Source organism: Chryseobacterium sp. GW821-FHT04C04 (assembly GCF_059420365.1).
Genome location: NZ_JBWKTO010000004.1, coordinates 721,345 through 746,073, shown reverse-complemented (window position 1 = coordinate 746,073; position 24,729 = coordinate 721,345). Strand labels below are relative to the sequence as shown.

The 24,729-nt window shown below is 38.2% G+C and carries 20 protein-coding genes; 16 read left to right on the top strand and 4 right to left on the bottom strand.

What is annotated here, in order from left to right; genetic code table 11:
- Positions 1-73: 73 nt before the first annotated feature.
- Both AC07UM_RS16850 and AC07UM_RS16845 read left to right on the top strand, forming a co-directional pair.
- Complete coding sequence (locus AC07UM_RS16850; protein WP_494684238.1) at positions 74-3,097, top strand: SusC/RagA family TonB-linked outer membrane protein; 3,024 nt, start codon at positions 74-76, stop codon at positions 3,095-3,097.
- Positions 3,098-3,108: 11 nt separating this feature from the next.
- Positions 3,109-4,548, top strand: a complete 1,440-nt coding sequence (locus AC07UM_RS16845; protein WP_494684237.1) for a SusD/RagB family nutrient-binding outer membrane lipoprotein — start codon at positions 3,109-3,111, stop codon at positions 4,546-4,548.
- A 326-nt stretch (positions 4,549-4,874) separates the two neighbouring features.
- On the opposite strand, the gene AC07UM_RS16840 is transcribed toward AC07UM_RS16845, so the two are convergent.
- A complete protein-coding gene (locus AC07UM_RS16840) occupies positions 4,875-5,192 on the bottom strand; it encodes a DMT family transporter (protein WP_494684236.1) in 318 nt (105 codons plus the stop codon).
- Between the two features lie 249 nt (positions 5,193-5,441).
- Here AC07UM_RS16840 and mug point away from each other — a divergent pair, with 249 nt between their 5' ends.
- A complete protein-coding gene (gene mug / locus AC07UM_RS16835; protein ID WP_494684235.1) occupies positions 5,442-5,945 on the top strand; it encodes a G/U mismatch-specific DNA glycosylase in 504 nt (167 codons plus the stop codon).
- Positions 5,946-5,948: 3 nt separating this feature from the next.
- Here mug and AC07UM_RS16830 read toward each other — a convergent pair whose 3' ends face one another.
- The 3 genes from AC07UM_RS16830 to AC07UM_RS16820 all read right to left on the bottom strand — a co-directional run bounded on the left by AC07UM_RS16830 (position 5,949) and on the right by AC07UM_RS16820 (position 10,403).
- Positions 5,949-6,554: a DNA-3-methyladenine glycosylase gene (locus AC07UM_RS16830; RefSeq protein WP_494684234.1), complete on the bottom strand. Its 606-nt coding sequence runs from the start codon at positions 6,552-6,554 to the stop codon at positions 5,949-5,951.
- A 268-nt stretch (positions 6,555-6,822) separates the two neighbouring features.
- Entirely contained in the window at positions 6,823-8,994 is a 2,172-nt protein-coding gene (locus AC07UM_RS16825; RefSeq protein WP_494684233.1) for a S9 family peptidase, read from the bottom strand.
- A 14-nt stretch (positions 8,995-9,008) separates the two neighbouring features.
- Positions 9,009-10,403: an aminopeptidase P family protein gene (locus tag AC07UM_RS16820; RefSeq protein WP_494684232.1), complete on the bottom strand. Its 1,395-nt coding sequence runs from the start codon at positions 10,401-10,403 to the stop codon at positions 9,009-9,011.
- Between the two features lie 187 nt (positions 10,404-10,590).
- Here AC07UM_RS16820 and AC07UM_RS16815 point away from each other — a divergent pair, with 187 nt between their 5' ends.
- From AC07UM_RS16815 to cysK, 13 genes are all read left to right on the top strand, one after another.
- On the top strand, positions 10,591-11,475 hold the full coding sequence (locus AC07UM_RS16815) for an AraC family transcriptional regulator (protein ID WP_494684231.1): 885 nt from the start codon (positions 10,591-10,593) through the stop codon (positions 11,473-11,475).
- 92 nt (positions 11,476-11,567) lie between these two features.
- Positions 11,568-12,491, top strand: a complete 924-nt coding sequence (locus AC07UM_RS16810) for a dihydrodipicolinate synthase family protein (RefSeq protein ID WP_494684230.1) — start codon at positions 11,568-11,570, stop codon at positions 12,489-12,491.
- Complete coding sequence (locus AC07UM_RS16805) at positions 12,488-13,978, top strand: aldehyde dehydrogenase (NADP(+)) (protein ID WP_494684229.1); 1,491 nt, start codon at positions 12,488-12,490, stop codon at positions 13,976-13,978. The genes AC07UM_RS16810 and AC07UM_RS16805 overlap by 4 nt, the downstream gene beginning before the upstream one ends.
- Positions 13,975-14,973, top strand: coding sequence for a 4-hydroxyproline epimerase (locus tag AC07UM_RS16800; RefSeq protein WP_494684228.1), 999 nt, complete (start codon positions 13,975-13,977; stop codon positions 14,971-14,973). The genes AC07UM_RS16805 and AC07UM_RS16800 overlap by 4 nt, the downstream gene beginning before the upstream one ends.
- A 7-nt stretch (positions 14,974-14,980) precedes the next feature.
- Positions 14,981-16,246, top strand: coding sequence for an NAD(P)/FAD-dependent oxidoreductase (locus AC07UM_RS16795; RefSeq protein ID WP_494684227.1), 1,266 nt, complete (start codon positions 14,981-14,983; stop codon positions 16,244-16,246).
- Between the two features lie 87 nt (positions 16,247-16,333).
- A complete protein-coding gene (locus AC07UM_RS16790) occupies positions 16,334-18,481 on the top strand; it encodes a zinc-dependent metalloprotease (RefSeq protein ID WP_494684226.1) in 2,148 nt (715 codons plus the stop codon).
- A 286-nt stretch (positions 18,482-18,767) separates the two neighbouring features.
- Positions 18,768-19,262 carry a GNAT family N-acetyltransferase gene (locus AC07UM_RS16785; RefSeq protein ID WP_494684225.1) on the top strand — a complete coding sequence of 165 codons (495 nt, stop codon included), beginning with the start codon at positions 18,768-18,770 and terminating at the stop codon, positions 19,260-19,262.
- Between the two features lie 226 nt (positions 19,263-19,488).
- Positions 19,489-19,905, top strand: a complete 417-nt coding sequence (locus AC07UM_RS16780; RefSeq protein WP_494684224.1) for an RrF2 family transcriptional regulator — start codon at positions 19,489-19,491, stop codon at positions 19,903-19,905.
- Between the two features lie 82 nt (positions 19,906-19,987).
- A complete protein-coding gene (locus AC07UM_RS16775; protein WP_494684223.1) occupies positions 19,988-20,701 on the top strand; it encodes a phosphoadenylyl-sulfate reductase in 714 nt (237 codons plus the stop codon).
- A 12-nt stretch (positions 20,702-20,713) separates the two neighbouring features.
- Complete coding sequence (gene cysD / locus AC07UM_RS16770; protein WP_494684222.1) at positions 20,714-21,622, top strand: sulfate adenylyltransferase subunit CysD; 909 nt, start codon at positions 20,714-20,716, stop codon at positions 21,620-21,622.
- 93 nt (positions 21,623-21,715) lie between these two features.
- Positions 21,716-22,954, top strand: a complete 1,239-nt coding sequence (locus AC07UM_RS16765) for a sulfate adenylyltransferase subunit 1 (RefSeq protein ID WP_494684221.1) — start codon at positions 21,716-21,718, stop codon at positions 22,952-22,954.
- A 4-nt stretch (positions 22,955-22,958) separates the two neighbouring features.
- Entirely contained in the window at positions 22,959-23,789 is an 831-nt protein-coding gene (epsC, locus tag AC07UM_RS16760; RefSeq protein WP_494684220.1) for a serine O-acetyltransferase EpsC, read from the top strand.
- Between the two features lie 28 nt (positions 23,790-23,817).
- Entirely contained in the window at positions 23,818-24,729 is a 912-nt protein-coding gene (cysK, locus tag AC07UM_RS16755; RefSeq protein ID WP_494684219.1) for a cysteine synthase A, read from the top strand.

The window sequence follows — 24,729 nt, the reverse complement described above, 5'->3', positions numbered from 1 at the left end:
ATATATAGCTTTGACTGAATTCTTCACCAATTATTGAATTTTGATTAACGATACGTTAAAAAAATTAATAATTATGAAATACAAGTTAAGGCTTTTAAGTGCGGGGGTAGCTTTTTTCATAGGAAGTGAAACCTACTTCAGTCAGGGAAAACAGGATACTCTTACCACAAAAAATATTGAGGGAATTGTGGTAACTGCTTTAGGAATTAAAAGAGAAAAAAGATCTCTTGGATATTCAACACAGGAAGTAAAAGGGGAGGATCTTAACAAAAATCCGACGACTAATTTCCTGAACAATCTATCCGGAAAAGTGGCTGGATTGGAGATCAGGCAGTCAACGAATTTTGGTGGATCTGTAGACGCGGTGTCCAGAGGGTACAAATCTATTTTAGGGGATAACCAGGCTCTGTTTGTTGTGGATGGAGTTCCAATAATCAATAGAAATATTAATTCTTCTGTTCAGCAAAACGGGTTTGGGGGCTATGATTACGGAAGTCCGGTTTCAGATATCAATCCCAACGACATTGAAACGGTAAATGTTCTGAAAGGGGCTGCTGCCACTGCGTTATACGGCTCAAGAGCTCAAAATGGAGCCATTATCATTACCACCAAAAAAGGTAGAAAAAATACACAGGGAATTGGTCTGGAATATAGCGGAAGTTTTTCTGTTTCTTCTATTGATAAATCTACATTTCCGGAATATCAGACTCAATATGGGCAGGGATATCTTGGAAATTCACTCATCCCTTACCAAAACGGTTCATTGATTTATTTCTGGCATGATGCTTCTCACGGAGTTCCTTATGATCCCAATCTTTTGGTTTGGCAATATGACGCATTCATTCCTGACTCTCAGAATTTTGGAAAACAGACTCCATGGGTAATGGCGAAAAACGGTCCGATTACTTTTTTTGAAAAAGCAATTAACCGAACCAATAATATTGCGTTAAGCGGAGCGAATGACCGGGCTTCATTCAGATTAAGCTATTCCAATACCAATGCAACGGACATTATGCCCAATTCTTCTTTAATGAAAAATAACTTTGGGGGAAATGCTTCTTATAAAATCACCGATCATCTTACAGCTGCTATTTTTGCCAATTATATAGTTCAAAGAACCAAAGGACGGAATTCTACGGGATATGGAGATAATATTATGGGAAATTTCAGACAATGGTGGCCTACGAATGTAGATCTTCAGTATCAGAAATACCTGTATGATACTTTTGATAAAAACTATACATGGAACATTAAAAATCCTGTAAATCTATCACCTGCGTATTGGGATAACCCTTATTTTACAAGATATAAAAACTATCAGAATGATAAAAGAGAGCGGTTTGCCGGGAATTTCAGTCTAAGCTATGATCTTTCCAAAGAGATTAATATACTCGGAAGAGTAGGTATTGACGGGTATAGTATGATTACGGAAGAAAGAAGAGCCGTGGGTTCTATTCCTGCATTTTTTAGTTTTAATCCTATAGAACAGCCTTCAGGCTATGCGGTGACCAATCTCCGTTTTACAGAAACCAATTATGACCTGCTCGCCACTTATAAAAAGAATATTTTTGAAGATCTGAACGTTCAGGTGTTGCTGGGAGGGAATATTAATGTACAAACCAGCTATTCTAATGCACAAACGACATCCGGGGGACTTTATATTCCGGGACTTTATACGATTTCGAACTCAGTAGCTACTCCTGCCAAGCCTATTATTACAGATACTTCAAAATATATTTATGGAGCTTTTATTCAGGCGTCTTTGGGATATAAAAATACATATTACCTGGAAGGAACTTTCAGAAGAGACCAGTCTACAGCACTACCGAAAGAAAAAAGTGTGTATTATTACCCATCGGTCTCGGCAAGTGTAGTATTTTCCAACCTCTTGAAACAGCAATGGCTGAGCTTCGGAAAAATCAGGGCAGCCTATGCAGAAGTAGGTTCAGATACGAACGCTGACCAATTGAGAAACCGGTTTATTGTACAGGCTTCTTTCACAAACAATCCTGTTTATTCTTATAATACAACCTTGAGAAATGCCGATCTTATGCCTCAGAAACTGAAAAATTTTGAAATAGGAACCAATATGCAGTTTTTCAAAAACAGATTGGGATTTGATCTTTCATGGTTCAGAAATATTGCATTTGATCAGATTCTTCCGCTTCCCATCTCTTTAGCAACAGGTTCAGCTGCAAAAATTCAGAATACCGGGGAACTTACGACAAAAGGAGTGGAACTGTCTTTAAATATTACCCCTTTAAAATTCACCGATTTTACCTGGGATATGATCCTTAACTGGTCTAATCCTAAAACAAAAGTGACTGCCCTTCGCGAAGGAATTGAAAATATAACCATAGGCACGCTGCAGGGAGGTATCACAATCAATGCACCACTCAATGAAGAATACGGCAGTATCTGGGGAGCCAATTTTGTATATGATCCTAACGGAAATAAAATCGTAGGAAATAATGGCGCCTATCTTCACACGGATGACTCTGATCATAATCTCGGAAGTTTTCAGCCGGATTTTATCGCAGGACTGAATAACTCTTTTACATATAAAAATTTTAATCTCAGTTTTCAAATTGACTGGAAAAAAGGAGGGAAAATATTCTCCCTAGATCAATATTATGGATATGGTACAGGCCTTTACCCTGATTCTGTAGGGTTTAATGATCTTGGAAATCCTATCAGAAATACCCTCGCTAATGGGGGCGGAATTATTTTACCCGGAGTGATGCAGGATCCCAACAATCCAGGAAATTATATTCCCAATACCATCCGGCTTGACAAATCTATTTCCAGCCAGTCTCTGGGTACAGATCCTCCTGTAGCCGACTTCGTATATGACGCCAGCTTTATAAAACTTCGTCAGGTATCTGTTTCTTACACTTTTAATAATAAATTTTTAAAAAACACGGGTATTCAGAACCTTACTTTGGGGGTATCAGGAAGTAATCTATGGATTATTCATAAAAATCTTCCGTATTCAGATCCTGAAGCCGGACTTTCTTCAGGAAGCATCCAGGGATATCAGTCGGGGGTGATGCCGGCGACAAGAAATTTCTCATTCAATCTGAAAGTTAATTTTTAAAAACTATTACAATGAAAAATACAATTATATTAGGTTCTTTTCTCGCTTTATTAATACTAAGCTGCACTTCTGAAGATGTCAATCTTGATCCGCATGTAGCCTACGATATGTCTCCGGAACCTCTTCTTACGTATGCTGAGAAGGAATTAAGTGACTACATGACGACCCCTAGTGTCAACGAAAATAACTTCCGTCTTACCATGCAGTATTGGCAGGAAGTAACCTATGTGAATGAAAGCAATTATAACTTTACAGCAAGAAATGTTTCCAACAATGTATGGGGAGATAATTATGTAAATGTCCTTAATAATCTGAATAAAGCAAAAGAGCTTATAGAACAGTATCAGCCGGGACCTTCGGAACTGAATACATGGCCTGCGAAGAAAAAAAATCAACTGGCTATTATAGATATTCTTTCGGTATATACCTTTCAGACTTTAGCAGATACTTTTGGAGACATCCCTTACAGCCAAGCATTGAGTCATGACAAATTTCCTCTTCCTGCCTATGATGATGACAGGCAGATCTATGAAAGCCTTATCAATAGGTTAAAGACAGCCTTAAATAACCTACAGGAGGGAGCTGGGACATTTGGATCAGGAGATATTCTTTACAGCGGAGATATAGGGAAATGGAAGAAATTTGGTAATTCTTTGCTTTTGAAACTGGGAATTACCATTTCAGATACCAATCCAACACTAGCACAATCCAGCATCAATGCGGCTATTACAGGAGGGGTTATCACTGACGAATCCCAAAATGGCCTTTTCCGGTATCTGGCAGAAACACCCAATTTTAATCCATTATTTGAGAACCTTGCAAACAGCGGACGGGATGATTTCTTTGGAGGGAAACCTTTTGTTGATTTTCTCAATACGACTTCAGATCTGAGGGTTACAAAATATTTTCAGGATGTAGATGGAGAATATATAGGACAAGCGATTGGATTGGCAGGTGATTTTTCTGCATTTTCAGCTCCGGGACTCTTTGCGTATGTTCCGGTAACCTCAGGAAATCTGATGACTCATACAGAAGTTGCATTTTATCTTGCTGAAGCAGCTGCCAGATTTGGAATAGGAGGGAACCCGCAAGCTTTATATCAAAATGCAGTGCATGCTTCATTCCGGGAATGGGGCCTTTCTGATCAGGATGCTCAAAGTTACCTTACCAATAATCCTTACAACGTCTCCAATTGGAAAAAGTCTATTGGGGAACAAGCCTGGGTGGCCCTATACAATCATCCTGTGATAGCCTGGAATTTCTACCGCCGTCTGGATTACCCTGCTTTACAAGCTCCGCCTACAGCTATTGCCAATGCAGGAGGAAAAGTACCGGTAAGGCTGCAATATCCAACTTTAGAAGCGACTACCAATGGAACCAATTATAATAAAGCCGCTGCTGCTATAGGGGGTGATAAACTTACTACCAAAGTTTTCTGGGATATTCATTGATAGAGAAAACGGGAAATGTGTAAGCATTCCTGTTGCACTATTTTTCATATCATTAATTTTGTTCAACTCTTCAAAGGTTGTTTCTGCTATGGAGACAGCCTTTTTTCTTTTGTAACTCTCTACATTTTTGGTAAAAAGATTAATTGGTAGATCCAGAGTCTCTGTTTATAGATATTTCTTCCACATTTCCATTCATTTATCCAAATTTACCCAACCAAAGATTATTGAAAACCAAGTGGTATATACATATGTGGTTAGTGTATTATTTCAATGTTGAATAATGATTTGGCTTAATGATTAGCAATAATCTTAAGCCAATTTCTTTTTTAAAATAGTTTAAGACCAACGATCCCAACAACAATCAATAAGGCAGAAAGTAATCTTAAAATACTAGCCGAGTCCTGAAAAAAAAGAATCCCTACCAATAAAGTTCCTACTGCACCAATTCCTGTCCAGACGGCATATGCTGTTCCGATAGGAATACTTTTCTGAGCATACCAGAGAAATCCGCCGCTAATGGTCATACACAAAACTGAAAACATAATCCAGCTCCATTTATTATTTTCCGGCTGTTGAGAGAGTTTAAGCCCTAAAGGCCATCCGATTTCAAAAATTCCTGCGATAACTAATGCAATCCAGTTCATATTATTTATTTTAATAATGTTTTCTACTGTTGAAAAAGAGTTCCTTACAATAGAATTACTGCTTCGAAATTACCGCTATCTATTCATATTCAGTATAATAAAATAAGCGATCCAGCAAAAAACAGGGATAAAGCGTACTTTAAAGAGGGTGAAACGTAACTTATTTTGATATAAAATGTATCCCTTAATGCTATAAATATTGATACCTTTACGCAATGAAAATACTTATATAGCCAATTCATTTTAATTATGCTTACAGACATTATTTCACCCCAACTCAATGTAATTTTTTGTGGAATCAATCCGGGTTTAAAATCATCCAATGACGGTCATCATTTTTCAGGAAGGAGCAACCGTTTCTGGAAGGTTCTTCACCTTTCGGGTTTTACACCTTACGAGATTGAAGCGGTGAGTGACACTTCTCTTCTAGATTTCGGATATGGACTGACGACTGCTGTAGCAAGAGCAACTTCCCGCGCTGATGAGCTTTCAAAAGAGGAGTTTGATGAAGCCCTCGAAAGTTTTAAATCAAAAATATCAAAATATCAACCGCGATATGTGGCTTTTCTTGGTAAAGCAGCTTACAAGGCTTTTTCTAAAAAGAAAGAAATTTTGTGGGGAGAACAGTCTGAGGATTTTTGTGGAGCAAAAGTCTGGGTTTTACCCAATACCAGCGGTCTGAATCGTGGTTTTTCTCTTGAAAGTCTGATTACGTACTACAAAGAGTTTTATGATTCTGTTTATAAATCCTGATGGTTATGCTTTATTGGGCTTACTCACATATTTATTTCCTCTCACAAAAAAACGCCAGGGCAAAAGTGCATCTTCCTGTGCATAAGCAACACCTATCCGAGGTCCTGTAACAATTTCATCTTTAGTATACGAAATACCACGATCCTCAATCCAGATTTCATTTTCCGTTAAATCTTTTTTGTTGAATGACCTGTCAATTCCTAATGCTTTGGCAGCAGATCCCGGACCGGCAGAAATAGCTGACTTAGATGCAGGCATATTTCTCCTCAATTCCATAATTTCTTTACCGATCAAAGGTTCAATAGCTCTTACCAGAACTGCGTGAGGATCGCCTTCCACGGAAGTCACTATATTAAAAAGATGATGAATTCCATAGCATAGGTATACATAAGAAACTCCGCCGCTGTTGTACAGGATTTCAGTTCGGTCTGTACGTCTGCCTCCATAGGCATGGGAAGCTTTATCCTGAACGCCAAAATAGGCTTCTGTTTCTACAATGATTCCAGCTGTAATTTCACCATTGAGTTCCGTAAAAAGAACTTTCCCCAAAAGATCCTGAGCTATAAAGAGAACATCCTGATTAGAATAATAGGAGTGTGGTAGTTTCATGAATGATGTTAGAAATGATTCACTCAAATTTAGTGATAATCTTCTAAAAATAGAAGAGCTGAAGAATTAAGTAAAAAGATACCACAAAAATTCACATTTCATAAAATAGTGATTAATTTGGCATATCCATTGTTGTTATCCATGTAACATCACTTTACATCACTATAAAAAATATCGGTTTTTGACACTATTATTCCCCGGAGCAGTCCGGGGGATTTTTGTTTAATCCTAAAACAAAAAGTCCCACATTACTGTGAGACTTTCGTTATTATTTTCCTCCCGGAGGACAATGTTCTTTCAAATATTTGGTGAACATGGTCGCCAGGTGCAATGACGTTCCTTCTCCTTCATCAATAGAGTGGGTACGATTAGGATAAGACATCAGCTGAAACTGTTTGTTGTATTTTACCAGTTCGTTGATATATACTTCTGTATTCTGGTAATGTACATTGTCATCACCTGTTCCGTGAACGAGCAAAAGGTTTCCTTTTAGATTTTTAGCATAAGCCAGTGGAGATCCGTTAACAAAGTCTTCTCTGTTCTCCTGTGGAAGCCCCATATAACGTTCCTGATAGATATTGTCGTAAAATAACTGATTGGCAACCGGAGCAATCGCAATTCCAGTCTGGTAAATATCAGGATATTGTCCTAGAAGGTTCAGGGTAGAAGAACCACCACCGCTCCACCCCCACACAGCAACTCTTGAAGTATCGGCATATGGCCATTTTGCAAATAAAGCTTTGGCTCCCATTGCCTGATCGCGGATATTAAGCTGTCCTATTTTCCGGTAGATAGATTTTCTCCATTCACGGCCTCTTGGCGCAGGGGTTCCACGGTTTTCAAGGGAAACATATAAGTAGCCGTCTTCAGCCATATCTCCTACATACAAATCATTCCATCCTGTATAGAAACTGTCGGTTACTGTTTGTGTTGCCGGCTCTCCATATACATTGAAAACAATCGGATATTTTTTATTAGGATCAAAATTTTTAGGCTTTACCACCCATCCATCCAGAGTAACTCCATCTTGTGTCGTAATCTGGAAAAACTCAGCTTTAGACCTTGCGGGATCTGCTTTTGCGGATCTCTTGGCAGCAACAAGTTCTTTATGCTCAGGAAGCGAAACTACAGAGCCTATTGAAATTGTATTGGTACTGTTATTCGTAAACATCGCAATTTTCCCATTGGGCGATATAGTATATTGATTAGAACCTGTATAGGCTCCAGGCGTTACTTTTTGGGCATTTCCTCCTTTCATGCTTACTTTGTACAGATATTTCTGAGTAGCATTATTCGGTGAAGCCAAAAAGTAGATCTGCTTGTTCTGAACATCAAAAAATTCCGGTTTAATCACATCAAAAGCGTCTTTCGTAATCAATGTTTCTTTACCACTCATATCTATTTTATAAATATGTCTCCATCCGTCTTTTTCAGAAAGCCATAGGAACTCTTTTCCATTGTCAATCCAATCCCAGCCGCTTGGGTCATTGTCGTTCCAGTGGGATTTGATATCAATCCATGCAGCATCTGTTTCTGTGTGAATGGTCTTACTGCTTCCGGAATTGGCATCTGCTACGATAATTTTACTTTGATTCTGTTTTCTGTTCAGCTGCTGCAGAATAACGGATTTAGAATCCAGTACCCATTCCATTCTTGGAATGTAATTTTGCATTTCATCACCTGCAATATCAGCTTTCTTTGAAGATTTGGAAGCCAGATCATAAAACCAGATACTGCATCCGGAAGGATTTTCGCCCACCTTTGGATATTCTACCGGAATAGTAAATGAATACAGACTGTCGGTATTATTGATCATCAGGAAATTTTTCGTTCCTCGTGCATCAAGCTTCCAGTAAGCAATTTTGTTTCCATCGGGTGACCATCGGAAGCCATCCTGAGTTCCGAATTCTTCTTCGTACACCCAGTCGAAGGTACCGTTAATCATGCCATCCGTTCCGTCTGTAGTGATTTTGGTAAGCTGATTATTGGAAAGATCTTCCACATAAATATTATGCTTAGACACATAAGCAACTTTTTTACCGTCCGGTGAGTACTTTGCAAACATCAGTGATGAAGCTGGTAATCCTTTTCCAAGCTGGGTAAGCTTTTTAGTATTTTTATCGAAAATCCAATAATCCCCACGGGTATTGTCTCTCCAGACTTTTTTAGTATTGGCAAAGAGTAATAAACTTTTGTCATCGGGAGATACCTGAAAACTCTGTACCTGAAGTGCTTCAGAACTTCCTGCAGGAACCAGCTCGCTGCTGCTTAAAAGCGTCTGATCTTTTCCGGGATGCAGTACATCCACAATTTCAACTCCTTTTTTAGTAAATGAATAATACGCATTGCCATCTGGTGTCCACTGTATTTTTTGTGCCGCAAAAGGTGAAAGACACAGGAAGTACAATGCAATGACCGTTAGTTTTTTGATGTTCTTCATAGATATTATTTGGATTAAGCTAAATGCTCAGCTCTGTAATTTTCAATTTCTTCAACTGTTTTGATCAATCCGTTTCCGAGGAGTCTGTAACCGTTATCTGTGATCAGGAAATCATCTTCTACACGGATTCCTCCGAAATCTCGGTATTCATTGACTGTATCATAATTAATAAAGTCCGCATTTTTATTTTCAGCCTGCCACATATCGATCAATTCCGGAATCATATAAATACCAGGCTCAACCGTTACTACAAATCCGGATTCAAGAGCTTTTCCTAAACGTAAAGATTTCAATCCAAATGTTTTGGTATCTTTTGGCTCTTCTTCAGTATAACCGATATATTGTTCTCCAAGATCTTCCATGTCGTGTACATCAAGTCCCATCATATGTCCAAGTCCACACTGAAAGAATAGCGTATGAGCATGATTCTTTACAGCGTCTTCAGGGTTTCCTTTCATCAACCCAAGATCGGTGAGTCCTTCTACCAGATGCTGTGCTGCTTTGAGGTGAATATCTTTGAATCGTATTCCCGGTTTCAAAAGGTTTTGAGCTTGATTAAAAGCATTCAGAACCACTTCATACATTTCCTTCTGCTTCGTTGTAAAAGTCTTCCCTACAGGAAAGGTTCTGGTAAGATCACCTGCATATCCCATGGCGGTTTCTGCTCCGGAATCATTCAGGAAAAGATCACCTTCTTTCATGGTATTGAGACGATAATGATTATGCAGAATTCCTCCGTTGATGGTCACAATAGGAGGATAAGACATCTGACATTCTTTGTTGGCAGCAAGATGCTGGATAGCATTGGCAATTTCATATTCTTTCATCCCCGGTTTCGTGGCAAGCATTGCCAGTAAATGCATTTCATTGGAAACATCCACGGCCTGTTCTATTTGTGTAATTTCCTGAGTTTCTTTGATGGAACGCTGTTTTACAACAGCTTTAATCATTTCTACAGAAGGTTGTAGTTCTGTAATTTTAATCCCAAGAAGATCGATCAGTACAATTTTATTGGAAGACTGATAGGGAGGAAGGTAATGAACCTTTCTGCCGGAAGTCTGCGCTTTTACAATATATTGTGCAAGTTCTGCATAGGGTAGTGTTTCCTGTACTCCGGATTTCAGACTTTTTTCTTTCAAGGTTTCCTGCCTGCCCATCCATACAATATCATCGATACTTAGTTCATCTCCGAAAACAATGGTTTTATTTTCATCAATATCAATAATAGCTGCAATGTGGGGTTCCTGAATTCCGAAATAGTATAAATAGGTACTGTCCTGACGGAAATAATAAGGATTATGTTCAAAGTTCACAGGATTCTCTATATTTCCCAGAAATAATAAGATTCCGTTAGACACACTTCTTTGTAATACTGACCTTCTGTCTTGATAAGTTTGTGCTGAAAACATATATTATGAATACTTTTTATTTTAAAAGTTTAAAGTTACGATTTTGTACTATTTATAGTACTTTATTCATTAAAAATAAGAATATGTAAAATTTGGATTTTAATATGATATTTAATGTTCATATTTTGCTTAACTTCAGCAATATTTTAACCTTGCTAATCTAATAACCCAGTAAAGCATTCATATTATGATGAAGAGTCTCCAGTTTTATGTTCCTGCCGATACCAACAAAAGTATCCGCATTCAGGAAGATATAATGCCTAATTTCTATCCTTATTTCCACCGTCATACAGAAACACAGATCATGTGGATTCTTAAAGGTCATGGAACTCTGGCCATAGAACAGAATCTCTTTAATTTTGAAGCAGGTGATATTTTCTATCTGGGAGCGAATCAATCCCATGTTTTCAGGGGCAATTTTGAGAAAAATGAAAAGCAGAAGGTTCATGCCATCTCTATTTTCTTTGATCCTCACAAAAAGATTGCTGCATTTTTCGACTTACCGGAATTTGAGGAACTTAAAAATTTCATCAATCATTCAGAAGTAGGCTTCCAGGTGGCTTCCAAACTGAAAAAAAGTATCGCAGAAGATATTGCTGCACTGCAAAAAACAAAAGGAGTAGATCAGATTATTGATTTTATCAGGATTTTAAATCATCTTATGCAAAACAGGCATTTGCATATTCCGTTATCTTCAGAAAAGAATCTGCCTAATCCTGTTTCTGATACGGATCAAAGAATTATTGATGCACAGACTTTTATCAAGAAAAATTTTGCCCAACATAAGCTAACCCTTGACCTTATTGCCAAAGAAGCCTGTATGACGCCTCAGGCTTTTTGCCGGTCTTTTAAAAAACGTACCCGCATCACTTATATTGAATACCTCAATGAACTTCGTGTACAACGGGCCTGCAGACTATTAACTGCCAGTAATATGTACAGTATTTCTTCTGTTGCTTTTAACAGTGGATTCAACAGCCTTACCAATTTTAACCGGGTTTTCAAATCCATCATGAAATATTCTCCTAAAGAATATCTTAAACACTACAAAGAAGCTACCATACAGCAATAAACAGCTACATGTTAAAATACGGTGAGAACCTATTAAAATATTAACATTTACCGTTTTGAAATTCTGCTAGTTTTGGATAAATATTATTTGATATGAGTACAAAACTAAACTGGGAGGGTATTTATCCCGCTGTATTAACTCCTTTTACAAAAGAAGGTGAAATAGACTTTGACATGTTTGCCATCAATACAGAAGCCCAGATTAAAGCAGGCGTTCACGGAATTATCCTTGCAGGAACATTAGGTGAAGCCAGCGCTTTGGAAACAGAAGAAAAATTTGAACTGCTGAAATACGCAAAAAAGATAACGCAGGGAAGAATTCCTGTTATTCTTAATCTTTCTGAAAATACTACCAAAAATGCAGTCAACTTTGCTCAGAAAGCAAAAGAATTTGGGGCAGACGGGCTTATGCTTCTTCCGCCAATGCGCTACAAAGCAGATAACCATGAAGTTGTTGAGTATTTTAAAGCCGTGGCTTCCGCTACAGATCTTCCTATCCTTATTTATAACAATCCTGTAGATTATGGAATATATGTTTCCCTTGAAATGTTTGAGGAGCTTATTGAATATCCAACCATTCAGGCTGTAAAAGAATCGACAAGAGATCTGGCCAATGTAACCAGAATGATCAACCGTTTTGGAAAAAGAATCAAAATTCTCGGAGGGGTAGATACTATTTGTCTGGAAACCCTGATGCTTGGAGCAGACGGTCTTGTAGCGGGTCTTGTAGATGCTTTTCCTAATGAAACCATGGCCATGTACAACTATGTGAAATCCAATGAATACGACAAAGCTGTAGCCCTATACAGATGGTTTATGCCATTGCTGGAGCTGGATATTCACCCTAAGCTTATCCAATATATTAAACTGGCTGCAACAGCTGAAGGAATAAGCAATCCGTATGTAAGAGCTCCACGTCTTGAACTTCATGGAAAAGAAGCTGAAAAAATTCAAAAAATCATTGAAGAAGGCAGAGCAAATCGTCCCGCACTATTAATTCCAGAACAACAAATATGATGGAAGAAACATCAACACAAAATATAGATAAAAGAATTCAGATGGCTGCTGAAGCCTTCCAATTTCTTAAAAACACGACAATCATTGAACGGGCAGAATTTATGAATGCTGTCGCTGATAAGATTGAAGCTTTGGGAGAAGACCTTTTGGCTGTTACTCATACCGAAACTTCATTGCCTTTAGCCAGACTTACCGGTGAAAAAGCCAGAACAATAGGACAATGGAGAAGCTATGCAAAAGCTGTTGCTTCCGGGATATATACAGAAGCCAGAATTGATCTTGCCCAGCCTGAAAAACAAAAAGGTGATCTCAGAAAATACAATGTAGGCATCGGACCTGTTGTCATTTTCGGAGCCAGTAATTTTCCTTTTGCATTTTCTACTGCAGGTGGAGATACCGCCAGTACTATCGGTGCCGGTTGTCCTGTTATTATAAAAGCACATCCGGCACATCCTCAGACTTCACAAATAATGGCTGATGCTATAACTGCTGTTGTTACAGAATTTGGATGGCCCGAAGGGATTTTTAGCCATATTACCGGAACATCTTACGAGATTGGAGCTTATTTAACTCAGCATAAAGACATCAGGGCAGTTGCGTTTACCGGTTCTTTCCATGGTGGAAAAGCTCTGTTTGATATTGCCAACAGTCGTGAGAATCCTATTCCTGTATTTGCAGAAATGGGAAGTATCAATCCTGTTTTTGCCTTTCAAAACTTACTTGAAACCAAAGCTGAAACATTAGCCAAAGAATATATTGCTTCTTTAACATTAGGGGTAGGACAGTTTTGCACCAATCCGGGAGTGTTTATTGCATTGGAAGGGAAGTCGCTTGACTGTTTTATCAATGCATTAAAAGAGGAAATTCAGAAGGTTGCTTCTGCCAATATGCTTCACCAAGGGATATTCGAAAGTTTTGAAAAAAACAGAAGTAATGCAATAGAACAGCTTGATGTTGAAATAATTACATCGGGAAATACAAAGGCAGAAGATGGTAAGGTAAGTGCTTCAGTTATAAAAACAAATGCCAAAACATTCCTGAATAATCCTGTATTGAGTGAAGAAGTCTTTGGCCCGTTTGGTATTGTTGTAGCGTGTGAAACAGATGAAGAACTCATGAAAATTGCTCAGCACCTAAAAGGACAGTTAACCATTACCATCGCAGCGACCAATGAAGATGTACGTGATAACAGTACATTGATTAATGTTTTGAAGGATAAATGCGGAAGATTACTCTTCAATGGAATGCCCACAGGTGTGGAAGTGGTGTATGCTATGCAGCATGGAGGGCCGTTTCCTTCCACTACCGATTCCCGTTTTACCTCTGTAGGACCAGATGCTGTCAAGCGGTTTCTTCGTCCTGTTTCTTTCCAGAACTGGCCGGATGAATTTTTACCTGATGAGCTAAAGAATGAAAATCCATTACAAATCAGCAGAATGGTGGATGGAACAATGAATTCAGAATCATTAAAATTACAAACCACATGAACAGAACATTTTTTTGTATAGATTCACATACCTGCGGCTGCCCTGTACGTCTTGTAGCAGGAGGCGCCCCTATTTTAAAAGGAAATTCCATGATGGAACGCCGCCTTCATTTCATGAAAGAATACGACTGGATACGAAAAGGACTCATGTTTGAACCCCGTGGTCATGATATGATGAGCGGAAGTATTCTGTATCCTCCTATCGATGAGAATAATGATATCGGAGTTTTATATATTGAAACCAGCGGATGTCTTCCCATGTGCGGACACGGCACTATTGGAACAGTGACTATTGCCATTGAGGAAGGTCTTGTTGTTCCTAAAATTCCGGGAAAATTACGACTTGAAACACCTGCGGGACTTATTCTCATCGATTATATACAGGAAGGAAAGAAAGTAAAATCAGTAAAACTCACCAATGTAAAGTCTTTTCTCTATGCTGAAAACCTGGAAGTTGAATGTCCGGATCTTGGATTAATAAGTGCTGACGTAGCTTATGGCGGAAATTTTTATGCGATTATAGATCCTCAGGAAAATTTCAGAGATATCTCTGATTTTACAGCCAGCCAGCTCATCCATTATGGAAAACTTATCAGAAAACTGCTCAATGAAAAGTATCAGTTCATCCATCCTGAAATTGAACACATTAGCGGATTAAGTCATATTCAATGGACAGGTAAACCTACTGACCCTAAAGCCAGTGGAAGAAATGCTGTTTTAGTAGGCGAAAATGCCTTAGACCGCTCTCCATGCGGCACAGGAACGTCTGCAAGGATAGCTCAATGGTATGCTAAGGGAAAACTGAAGGAAGGTGAAGAATTCATTCATGAAAGTTATATCGGATCCCAGTTTATCGGGAGAATTGAAGAGACCACTACTATTGATGGAAGAGCCGCCATTATCCCATCAGTAGAAGGCTGGGCAAGAATTACCGGATATAATCATATTATTATAGATGATGAAGATCCTTATTGGCAGGGTTTTCAGGTAATGTAACAAGCATATGACACAGAATAAAGGAAAAGCACTGATCATCGGTGCAGGAATAGCAGGATTGAGCTCCGCCTATTACCTTTTAGAGAAAGGCTGGAGTGTAGAAATTCTGGAGCAGAACGATCTTACCAACAATTGTTCATATGGCAATGCAGGAATGATTGTGCCCAGTCATTTTACCCCATTGGCCGCACCGGGAATCGTTGCACAGGGAATCCGCTGGATGTTTGACAGTAAAAGTCCGTTTTATGTAAAACCATCACTCAATTCCAGGCTGGTTTCCTGGGGAATGAAGTTTTTGAAACATTCCAACCAGAAACATGTTGATTACTCTGCATCTGCAATCCGGGATCTTAATCTTGCGAGCAGCCAACTTTATAATGACATTGCAGCAAAAGATGAATTTGATTTTGAACTTAATCAGAATGGCATTTTAATGCTCTATAAAACAGAGAAAGTAGCAGAAGAGGAAACAGAACTGGCTTACAAAGCAATCAATATGGGGTTATCCGTTGATATTCTGGATAAAAAAGAAATTCAGGAACTCGAACCCAATATCCAACTGGATGTTATTGGAGGGATCAATTACAAATGTGACGGCCATATGAATCCTATGAAACTGATGAAGCAAATGATCTCTTATCTAAAAAATAAGGGTGTCATTTTCCATACTCATCATCAGGTAACAGGCTTTAAAACTTTTGGAAATACTATTAAAACAGTCATTGCCAATGGTAAGGAATTTACCGCAGACCAATTTATCATGACAGGAGGTTCCTTCTTACCTGAGCTTGCTCAAAAAGCAGGTATTAAAATTCAATTAATGCCTGGGAAAGGGTATTCATTGATACACCAACCGGAAAATCCGCATAATATCCTGAACCATGCTGCTTTATTACTGGAAGCAAGAGTGGCTGTCACTCCTATGAATGGGCAGATCCGTTTTGGCGGAACTATGGAACTGGCTTCACATCATGATAAAATTAATATGAAAAGGGTAGAAGGAATCATCCAGTCTATTCCAAAATATTTACCCGATTTTCAAGTGGAAATGCCTAAAGAATCCGAAATCTGGTTTGGTTACAGACCCTGCGCTCCGGATGGCCTTCCGTATTTAGGTCAATCTTCGAAATTAAAAAATCTAATTATTGCCGGAGGCGGTGGAATGATGGGACTAAGCTTAGGACCCATTTTCGGAAAAACAGTTTCAGAACTTGCCAATGACCAAAAGCCAACGGTTGAAATAAAGATATTCAACCCAGAAAGATTTAATTAAAAAATATCACATAACACACACAAAAAATTATGCCTAAAACCATTTGATTATTCAAATAATTTATTAACAACCAAATCCAAAAAAATCATGAAAAAAATTAAATTACTACTACTTGTTTCCCTATTTCCAATAATAGGTTTTGCTCAAGAAAACAGACCTCATGAGTGTAAAGCAGATGAAATGATGAAAAAACATTTTGAACTGCACCCTGAATCTAAGGCTGAATATGAAAATTTCGAAAAATTCACCAAAGATTTTGTAAAAAAAATGGAATCAAACAAAACTCCATTGAATAAAAAGGTCAACACTTCCACCTACATCATCCCTGTGGTTTTTCATGTGTATGGAGAATCTCAAAGTAATGTAAAAGTAAATTACCAAAAAGTAGTTGACTTACTGCAACAAATCAACTTAAATTTCAATGGAATCAACACTGATTCAAATACCGTAGATCCAGATTTCCAATCTATCAGAGGAGCGTTAAGTATTGAATTTCGATTAGCTAAAATTGATCCAACCGGAAAAGCAACAAGCGGAGTGGTATTTCATCCTTTCAAAGGGGGATATGGCAATGGAGGCGGATATGATGCACAAATTGGCACAGATGCCTGGGATAATACAAAGTATATGAATGTGTATATACAAAATGATCTATATGCTGATAAAGATTTATATCAATCAGGAGTTGCCTGGTATCCGGATTCATACATGACTTCAGTAAATACAGCCAGAGTTGTTTATAATGGCCGTTATATATTCAATGCTGCAGGAACAGTAGCTTCAAACGAGTTTTCTGATACATTCACTCACGAATTCGGACATTGGTTAAATCTTCAACACACGTTCAATGTTCTTTGTTCAACGGGTAACCCTGGTAATGATGGTGACGGAGTTGCTGACACCCCTGTTGAAAATAATTCTTCCGGATTAGGATGTACAGCTGGAAACAATTGTCTTGGACAAAAAGTAAACGTTGAAAACTATATGGGATACAATGGTTCTTCCGGTTGTTATAAAATGTTTACCAATGGACAAGTTAACAGAATGTTAGCCGCATTAAATCACCCTTCAAGAATAAATTTATGGCAGCCTGCCAACTTAGCCGCAACCGGTGTTGCTAATACTCCGCCTAGATTAACTCTTAACAACAGTACATTTACTGAAAATATAGACAATAATGGTAAAGTATCATTAGATGGAACAGTAGCATCTGCTCCTACATCAACGATTACGCTAAACGGAGCAACATTTGCCGTACCAAATGGAACAACTCTTACTGCAGGAACACATTTCACTTCTTCATTACCAGCAGGACTAACAGCAGCTATAGCAGTTACAAGCCCTACTACTGCTACACTTACTATAAATGGTGCGGCAACCAGTCATCCTAAAAGCCAGGTTCTGAATTCATCAATTACATTCCTTAATCCAGCTATAACAGGAGGTGCAACGTCATTAGGATCAACGACCGCTTTGGCATTAACTTTTTGTTATAAAGATCCTTATAAAATAGTTACTGGAACTCCTCTGGAAAGTTATGCCAATCCAACACCAACAACAGTAACAACCAACTCCGGAGCACCTTGGAAATATTTTATCATTAACCCGGAGCTTAGTGATGATGCCGGGTATGGCGCTTGGTACTATGGCGCCAATCAATTAAAACTGGAAACCTATTGGAAAGGATTAGTTTGCCAAACAGGAACACGAAATATCAGTTTAATTCCGGCCTGCACCACTATAACTAATGCAAATAATATAGGTTACCCAATTGGTACTCCCGGACAGCTTGACGTGTACACGCCTACCTACACTAACTGGTCTGGCCAAACCGCTTATGTTGGTTTTAGAAACCAATTCGAAGGCTATAATATTAACGGCTATTTCAAACTGATTGTGGGGGCCAATGGTTCAAATTATTCTGTAGCAGAGTTTGGATATAATACACAACCATATGGCAGCATTACAACACCATGCGCATTATCATTATCCACTGCAGACGTTGATACAACAAACTCAGAAACATCCATCTATCCAAATCCAGTTTCTGATGTATTAACTATTAAAACAAAAGGGAAAATTAAATCAATTTCTGTTTACGACATGTTTGGAAGAAAAATGAATGCTAAAGTTATTGGTGATAAGGTTGATGTTAAACACTTCCTAAGCGGAACTTATTTAATTGATATTGAAACCTCTTTAGGGAAGTCTTCCCAAAAATTCATTAAAAAATAGGATCAAACGCTATATCGATACAATATGATCGTTAGTAATAGGTGTTATTTTAACGGCATGTATGTTTGAGATATGCAGGATTAAGATGGGCTCATTGAGCTCATCTTTCTTTTTTCTAGACACAATCATCTTTCAAATTAAATAACAAAACACTTTTCTCAGAAATGAATAATAGTTTAGTATTCATATACAGTGGATTGGCTTCATTGTAAACCCAATTTTTTATCCTATTTATGAGTAGTTCTTCATTTATTTATGTAATTTTATTCTTTGATAACAATATTCAGTGCATTATAAAAACGACACTATCACCATTCGCGAATTTACTCCCGAAGAATTCCCTTTATTTTCTACTCTTTTTGAAAATGAAAATGTTACCCGCTATCTGCCTTACAAAACTCCTGAAGAATATCAAGAGATGTTTGACAAAGCATTGGCCGATTACAAGGAAAGTCCATTCAGCAGATGGGGAATATTCAATACCCAAACTGATGATTTTGTAGGAATGTGCCTTGCCAGAGTCTTTCTTGATAATCCGGAACAGATAGAAATTGGGTATACCTTAGGAGAACATTACTGGGGGAAAGGGCTCGGAACAGTAGTATGTAAAGCACTTGTTGACTATTGCTATTCATTACATCCTAAAAAGGATATCGTAGCGGTAACCGATCTTGATAATATCGGGTCTCAAAAAGTACTTCTAAAGAGTGGTTTTAAAAGAGTTGAAAATTTAAAACGGGACGATAGGGAATTGGCTTACTTTATATTGCAAAAAAGGTAAACTTATTAAGTTTATTTTTCCCACAGATTGCACAGATGCTTCTGTAATCTCAGGCAATAAAAAATCTTTGATTTTTTAACCTTAAATGAACTTCTCAGCAGTTTATTTGTAACTTAAAATCAACTTAGGTGTTTTTATCTTTTGTCACTTTTGTATTTAAAATACAAAGTTTTCAGCTATAAAAACATTTCATTTATCAGATAATTTATCATAACTTGCAGGAATTATGATGTCGAAACGTTGCAAATATGCGCTTAAAGCAATGGTCAGATTAGCAAGGAATTATAACCAGGGCTTTCTGCCAACTTCTATTATTGCACAGGACGAGAACATCCCCAAGAAATTTCTGGAACAAATTCTTCTCGAGCTTAAAAGAGCCAAGCTTGTCAACAGCAAACAGGGCAAAGTAGGTGGGTATTACCTTCTGAAATCTCCCGATGATGTTTCATTAGCAGATATTTACCGTATTTTCGATGGTCCTATTGCTCTTACTCCATGTGTTTCTTTAAACTTTTATGAAGCATGTGACGATTGTGTAGATGAAGCAGTCTGCTATCTGAGAAAAGAATTAATGATCGTTCGTGAAAAGACCAGAACAAGCATGATGGAAGCCACTCTGACTAAGTTTATTAATAACAAATAAAAATTTTTTATTTAAATTCGACTATTTTGATAGGAGTTATAGAATTTTGTATATATTTGCAAGACTTAAATCTCAATTCAAAATGAATAACAGTCTGAAAAATGAATACGAAAATCTTGTAAAAGAGGCTAATGAAGCTTCTTTTAAAACTGATGGACTGCAAATACTGACTGAAAAATTCCCGGGTAAAGTGATCTTTTCAACCAGCTTCAGTTACGAAGATCAGGTCATCACTCATCTGATAAAAGATTTAAATATTGAAATATTTACCCTCGATACGGGGAGGCTTTTTGAACAGACCTACGAAACCTGGACCTCCACAAAAGCTTTTTTTAAAAAGAACATCAAAGCCTATTATCCGGATATGGAAGAGCTCAGAGAATTTGTAACAGAAAATGGTCCTGATTCTTTTTATCAATCTGTAGAAAAGAGGAAAGCATGCTGTACCATCCGAAAGGTTCATCCTTTAAGAAAAGCACTGGAAGGCTATGAAGTATGGATTACAGGGCTGAGATCTGAACATTCTGCGAACAGACAGAATATGCCTCAGCTGGAATGGGATCCCGATAATAAGATTATTAAGTACCATCCCATCCTTCACTGGACTTCTGAACAGGTGACAGCGTATGTAAAAGATCATCACCTGCCTTACAATCATCTTCATAAAAAAGGATTTGTAAGCATAGGATGTGAACCCTGTACCAGAGCCATCAAAGAAGGGGAAGATTTCAGAGCCGGCCGTTGGTGGTGGGAAGATGCCAATAAAAAAGAATGCGGTCTGCATATTCATCAATAAAAAAGGAAAAAAATGTCAATACATCAGTTAAACTATTTAGATCAGTTAGAAGCCGAATCTATTTATATATTAAGAGAAGTAGCGGGTCAGTTTGAACGTCCTGCCTTATTATTCAGTGGAGGAAAAGACAGTATTGTACTGGCACATCTGGCCAAAAAAGCATTCTTCCACGGGAAAATCCCATTTACATTCGTTCATGTAGATACCGGGCATAACTTTCAGGAGGTATTGGATTTCCGTGATCAGCTGGTAAAACAGCTGGATGTTAACCTGGCTGTAAGAAAGGTGGAAGACACTATAAAAAGTAAAAAGCTGACTGAGGCCAAAGGTAAATTCCCAAGCAGAAACTGGCTGCAAACCTATACACTTCTTGATACCATTGAAGAATTTGAATTTGATGCCTGTATTGGAGGAGCGAGAAGAGATGAAGAAAAAGCACGTGCCAAAGAAAGAATCTTCTCAGTTCGTGATGAATTCGGGCAGTGGGATCCAAAACTTCAGCGTCCGGAGCTTTGGAATATTTTCAACGGAAAAATCCATAAAGGAGAAAATGTAAGAGTATTCCCGATCAGCAATTGGACAGAGCTTGATATCTGGAACTATATCCGAAGGGAAAAGATTGCATTACCTTCCATCTATTTCTCGCATGAAAGGGAAGTGGTAGATTTTAATGGCCAATGGCTTGCCAATTCTTCACACATTTTCTTAGAACCTGAAGATCTCATCACCACCAAGAAAATCCGTTACCGTACCGTAGGAGATATGACCTGCACTGCTGCGGTAGAATCTAATGCGGTAACAATTGATGCTGTCATCGAAGAAATTGTTGCCACCAGAATTTCAGAACGTGGCGAAACCAGAATTGACGACAGGGTAACAGAAGCCGCCATGGAAGACCGAAAAAAAGGAGGCTATTTTTAATCAATGATAAAAGATAATTGATTAATGATTACACAAAGCATTTCATCAATTATCATTCATAATTTATCACTTATCATTTATAATTACAATCGGATGGATATATTAAGATTTATAACAGCAGGAAGCGTTGATGACGGTAAAAGTACCCTTATCGGCAGACTGCTTTACGATAGCAAAAGTATTTTACAGGATCAATTGGAAGTCCTTGAAAAACATTCAAAAAATAAAAACGAAGATGGGGTAGACCTTGCCCTTTTAACGGATGGTCTGCGTGCAGAAAGAGAACAGGGAATAACGATTGATGTTGCCTACCGCTATTTTTCAACCGCAAAAAGGAAATTTATCATTGCTGATGCACCAGGACATGTGCAGTATACCCGCAATATGATCACCGGAGCGTCAAACTCTGACCTGATGGTTATTCTAATCGATGCACGAAAAGGGGTGATTGAACAGACCAGAAGACATTCCATCATCGCCTCTTTATTACAGTTGAAAAAAGTTGCCGTAGCTATTAACAAAATGGATATGGTTGATTATTCAGAAGACGTTTTCGAAAACATAAAATCAGAATATTCGAAAATTGCAGAAAATCTGGGTCTGAATGATGTAAGTTATTTCCCGATCTCAGCATTAAAAGGAGATAATATTGTTTCAAAATCGTTCAGAACAGACTGGTACGAAGGAAATTCACTTCTCGAATATCTTGAAGAAATAACTTTACATGAAGAAAAAAACAATGGAAGCCGTTTTCAGGTTCAATATGTAATCCGTCCTCAAACTGAGGAATTGCATGATTACAGAGGATATGCCGGACAAATATTAAGCGGGAAATTCACAAAAGGAGAGAAAATCCATATCCTTCCGGCAGATCTGACCACTGAAATCACTAAAATTGAAATCAATGGTGTTGAAAAAGAAGAAGCCTTTGAAGGTCAGCCAGCCGTGATCCACCTTGCTCATGATGTAGATATCAGCCGGGGAGATATTTTTGCCACGGAAGAGCATGTTCCCACAGTTGAAAAAGACCTTGAAATTCTTTTATGCTGGCTGGATCAGAAACCGCTGCAGCCAGGGAATAAATACCTTCTGCAGCAAAACAGCAGACTTGTAAAAGCAGTTGTAAAAGAGGTAGATTACAAAATCAATGTCAACACCCTGATCAGGGAACAGACTGATGGCGAAATTAAACTGAACGAAATTGTAAAAGTTACACTCCGTACAGCACAGCCTCTGGTGTATGACAGCTTTACCCATAATAAAACAACGGGTTCGGCTATCTTGGTAGATGAAACGTCCAATTCAACGGTAGCAGCCTGTATAATTCAATAGAAAGATGCCAATTTCCGATCAATTAATACAAAGAATTCATAAGACCAAACAAAATAATATTCATGGATTCTTTGATAAAATAAAGACCAAAAGATGGGTGAAGGATTTGTATGAAACACTCTTCCTTCCTCAGAATGACAATACGGAAGATCAGCTGAAAAGAAATTTTGAAGCACTGCAGGAAACACTTTCTGATCAGATCAATACGGTAACAGGAAATAAAGACCTTACTGAAAAACAGGTCAAGCAATTTTTTGAGGCTTTACCGGAATTATATAATCAGCTGGTTCTGGATGCAAAATCCATTTTGGAATTTGATCCAGCCGCCGATTCTCTGGAAGAAGTATATCTGGCATATCCCGGCTTTTTTGCCACCTATGTCTACCGTATTTCGCACCAGCTTTGGAATCAGGAGGTGAAAATTTTACCGCGTGTCATTTCAGAATATGCCCACAGCAAAACCGGGATTGATATTCATCCGGGAGCAACGATAGGAAAGTCTTTCTTTATTGACCATGGAACAGGAATCGTGATTGGAGAAACAACCATTATCGGGAACAATGTCAAAATTTATCAGGGAGTCACCCTCGGAGCTTTGAATGTTTCCAAAGAAAAAGCCCATCAGAAAAGACATCCCAATATTGAAGATGATGTGATTATCTATTCGGGAGCCACTATTCTGGGAGGTGAAACCACCATTGGCAGAGAAAGTCTCATAGGAGGAAACGTCTGGATAACACAGGATGTCCCCGCCAACTCTCTGGTCTACCATAAAAGTGAAATAAAAATAAAGGATAATACTTCATTACCGGAATCATTAACCTTTGTGATCTAAAAAAAACAAAAATAAAAAGTACATTGATATGAAGTTTCAGAATGCATTAGAAACGATTGGAAATACACCCGTCGTAAAAATTAATAAACTCTTCAGTTCAGATCATGAAATCTGGATCAAACTTGAAAAAAGCAACCCTGGCGGAAGCATTAAAGACAGAATTGCACTGGCCATGATTGAAGATGCAGAAGTAAAAGGATTATTAAATAAAGACAGCACCATTATAGAACCTACCAGCGGAAATACGGGAATAGGACTTGCTTTGGTTGCTGCCGTTAAAGGATACAAACTGATCCTTGTTATGCCGGAAAGCATGAGTATAGAACGTCGTAAAATCATGGAAGCTTACGGAGCGGAATTCGTATTGACTCCAAGAGAAAAAGGAATGAAAGGCGCTATTGAAAAAGCTAATGAATTGGCTGAAGAAACACTTAATTCATGGATTCCAAGACAGTTTGATAATCCTGCCAATGTAAAAGTACACGTAGAAACCACTGCACAGGAAATTTTAAAAGATTTCCCGGATGGTCTGGATTATATCATTACAGGAGTAGGAACCGGAGGACACATCACCGGAATTGCAAAAACGGTAAAAGAAAAATATCCTAACGTAAAAGTAATTGCCGTAGAACCGGAATTATCTCCTGTATTAAGTGGAGGAAGCCCGGCGCCACACCCATTGCAGGGATTAGGAGCAGGATTTGTTCCCTCCATTCTGGATATTACCCTTTTGGACGGAGTGATCACAGTAGGCAAGGAGGAAGCGTATGAATATGCCCTTAATGCCGCTAAAAAAGAAGGTCTTTTTGTAGGAGTTTCCACAGGAGCCGCTTTAGCAGCCATCGCCAAACATTTACCGGAAATACAATCTAACGCTAAAATCCTTACCATCAATTACGATACCGGAGAGAGATACCTATCCATAGAAGGACTCTTCTAA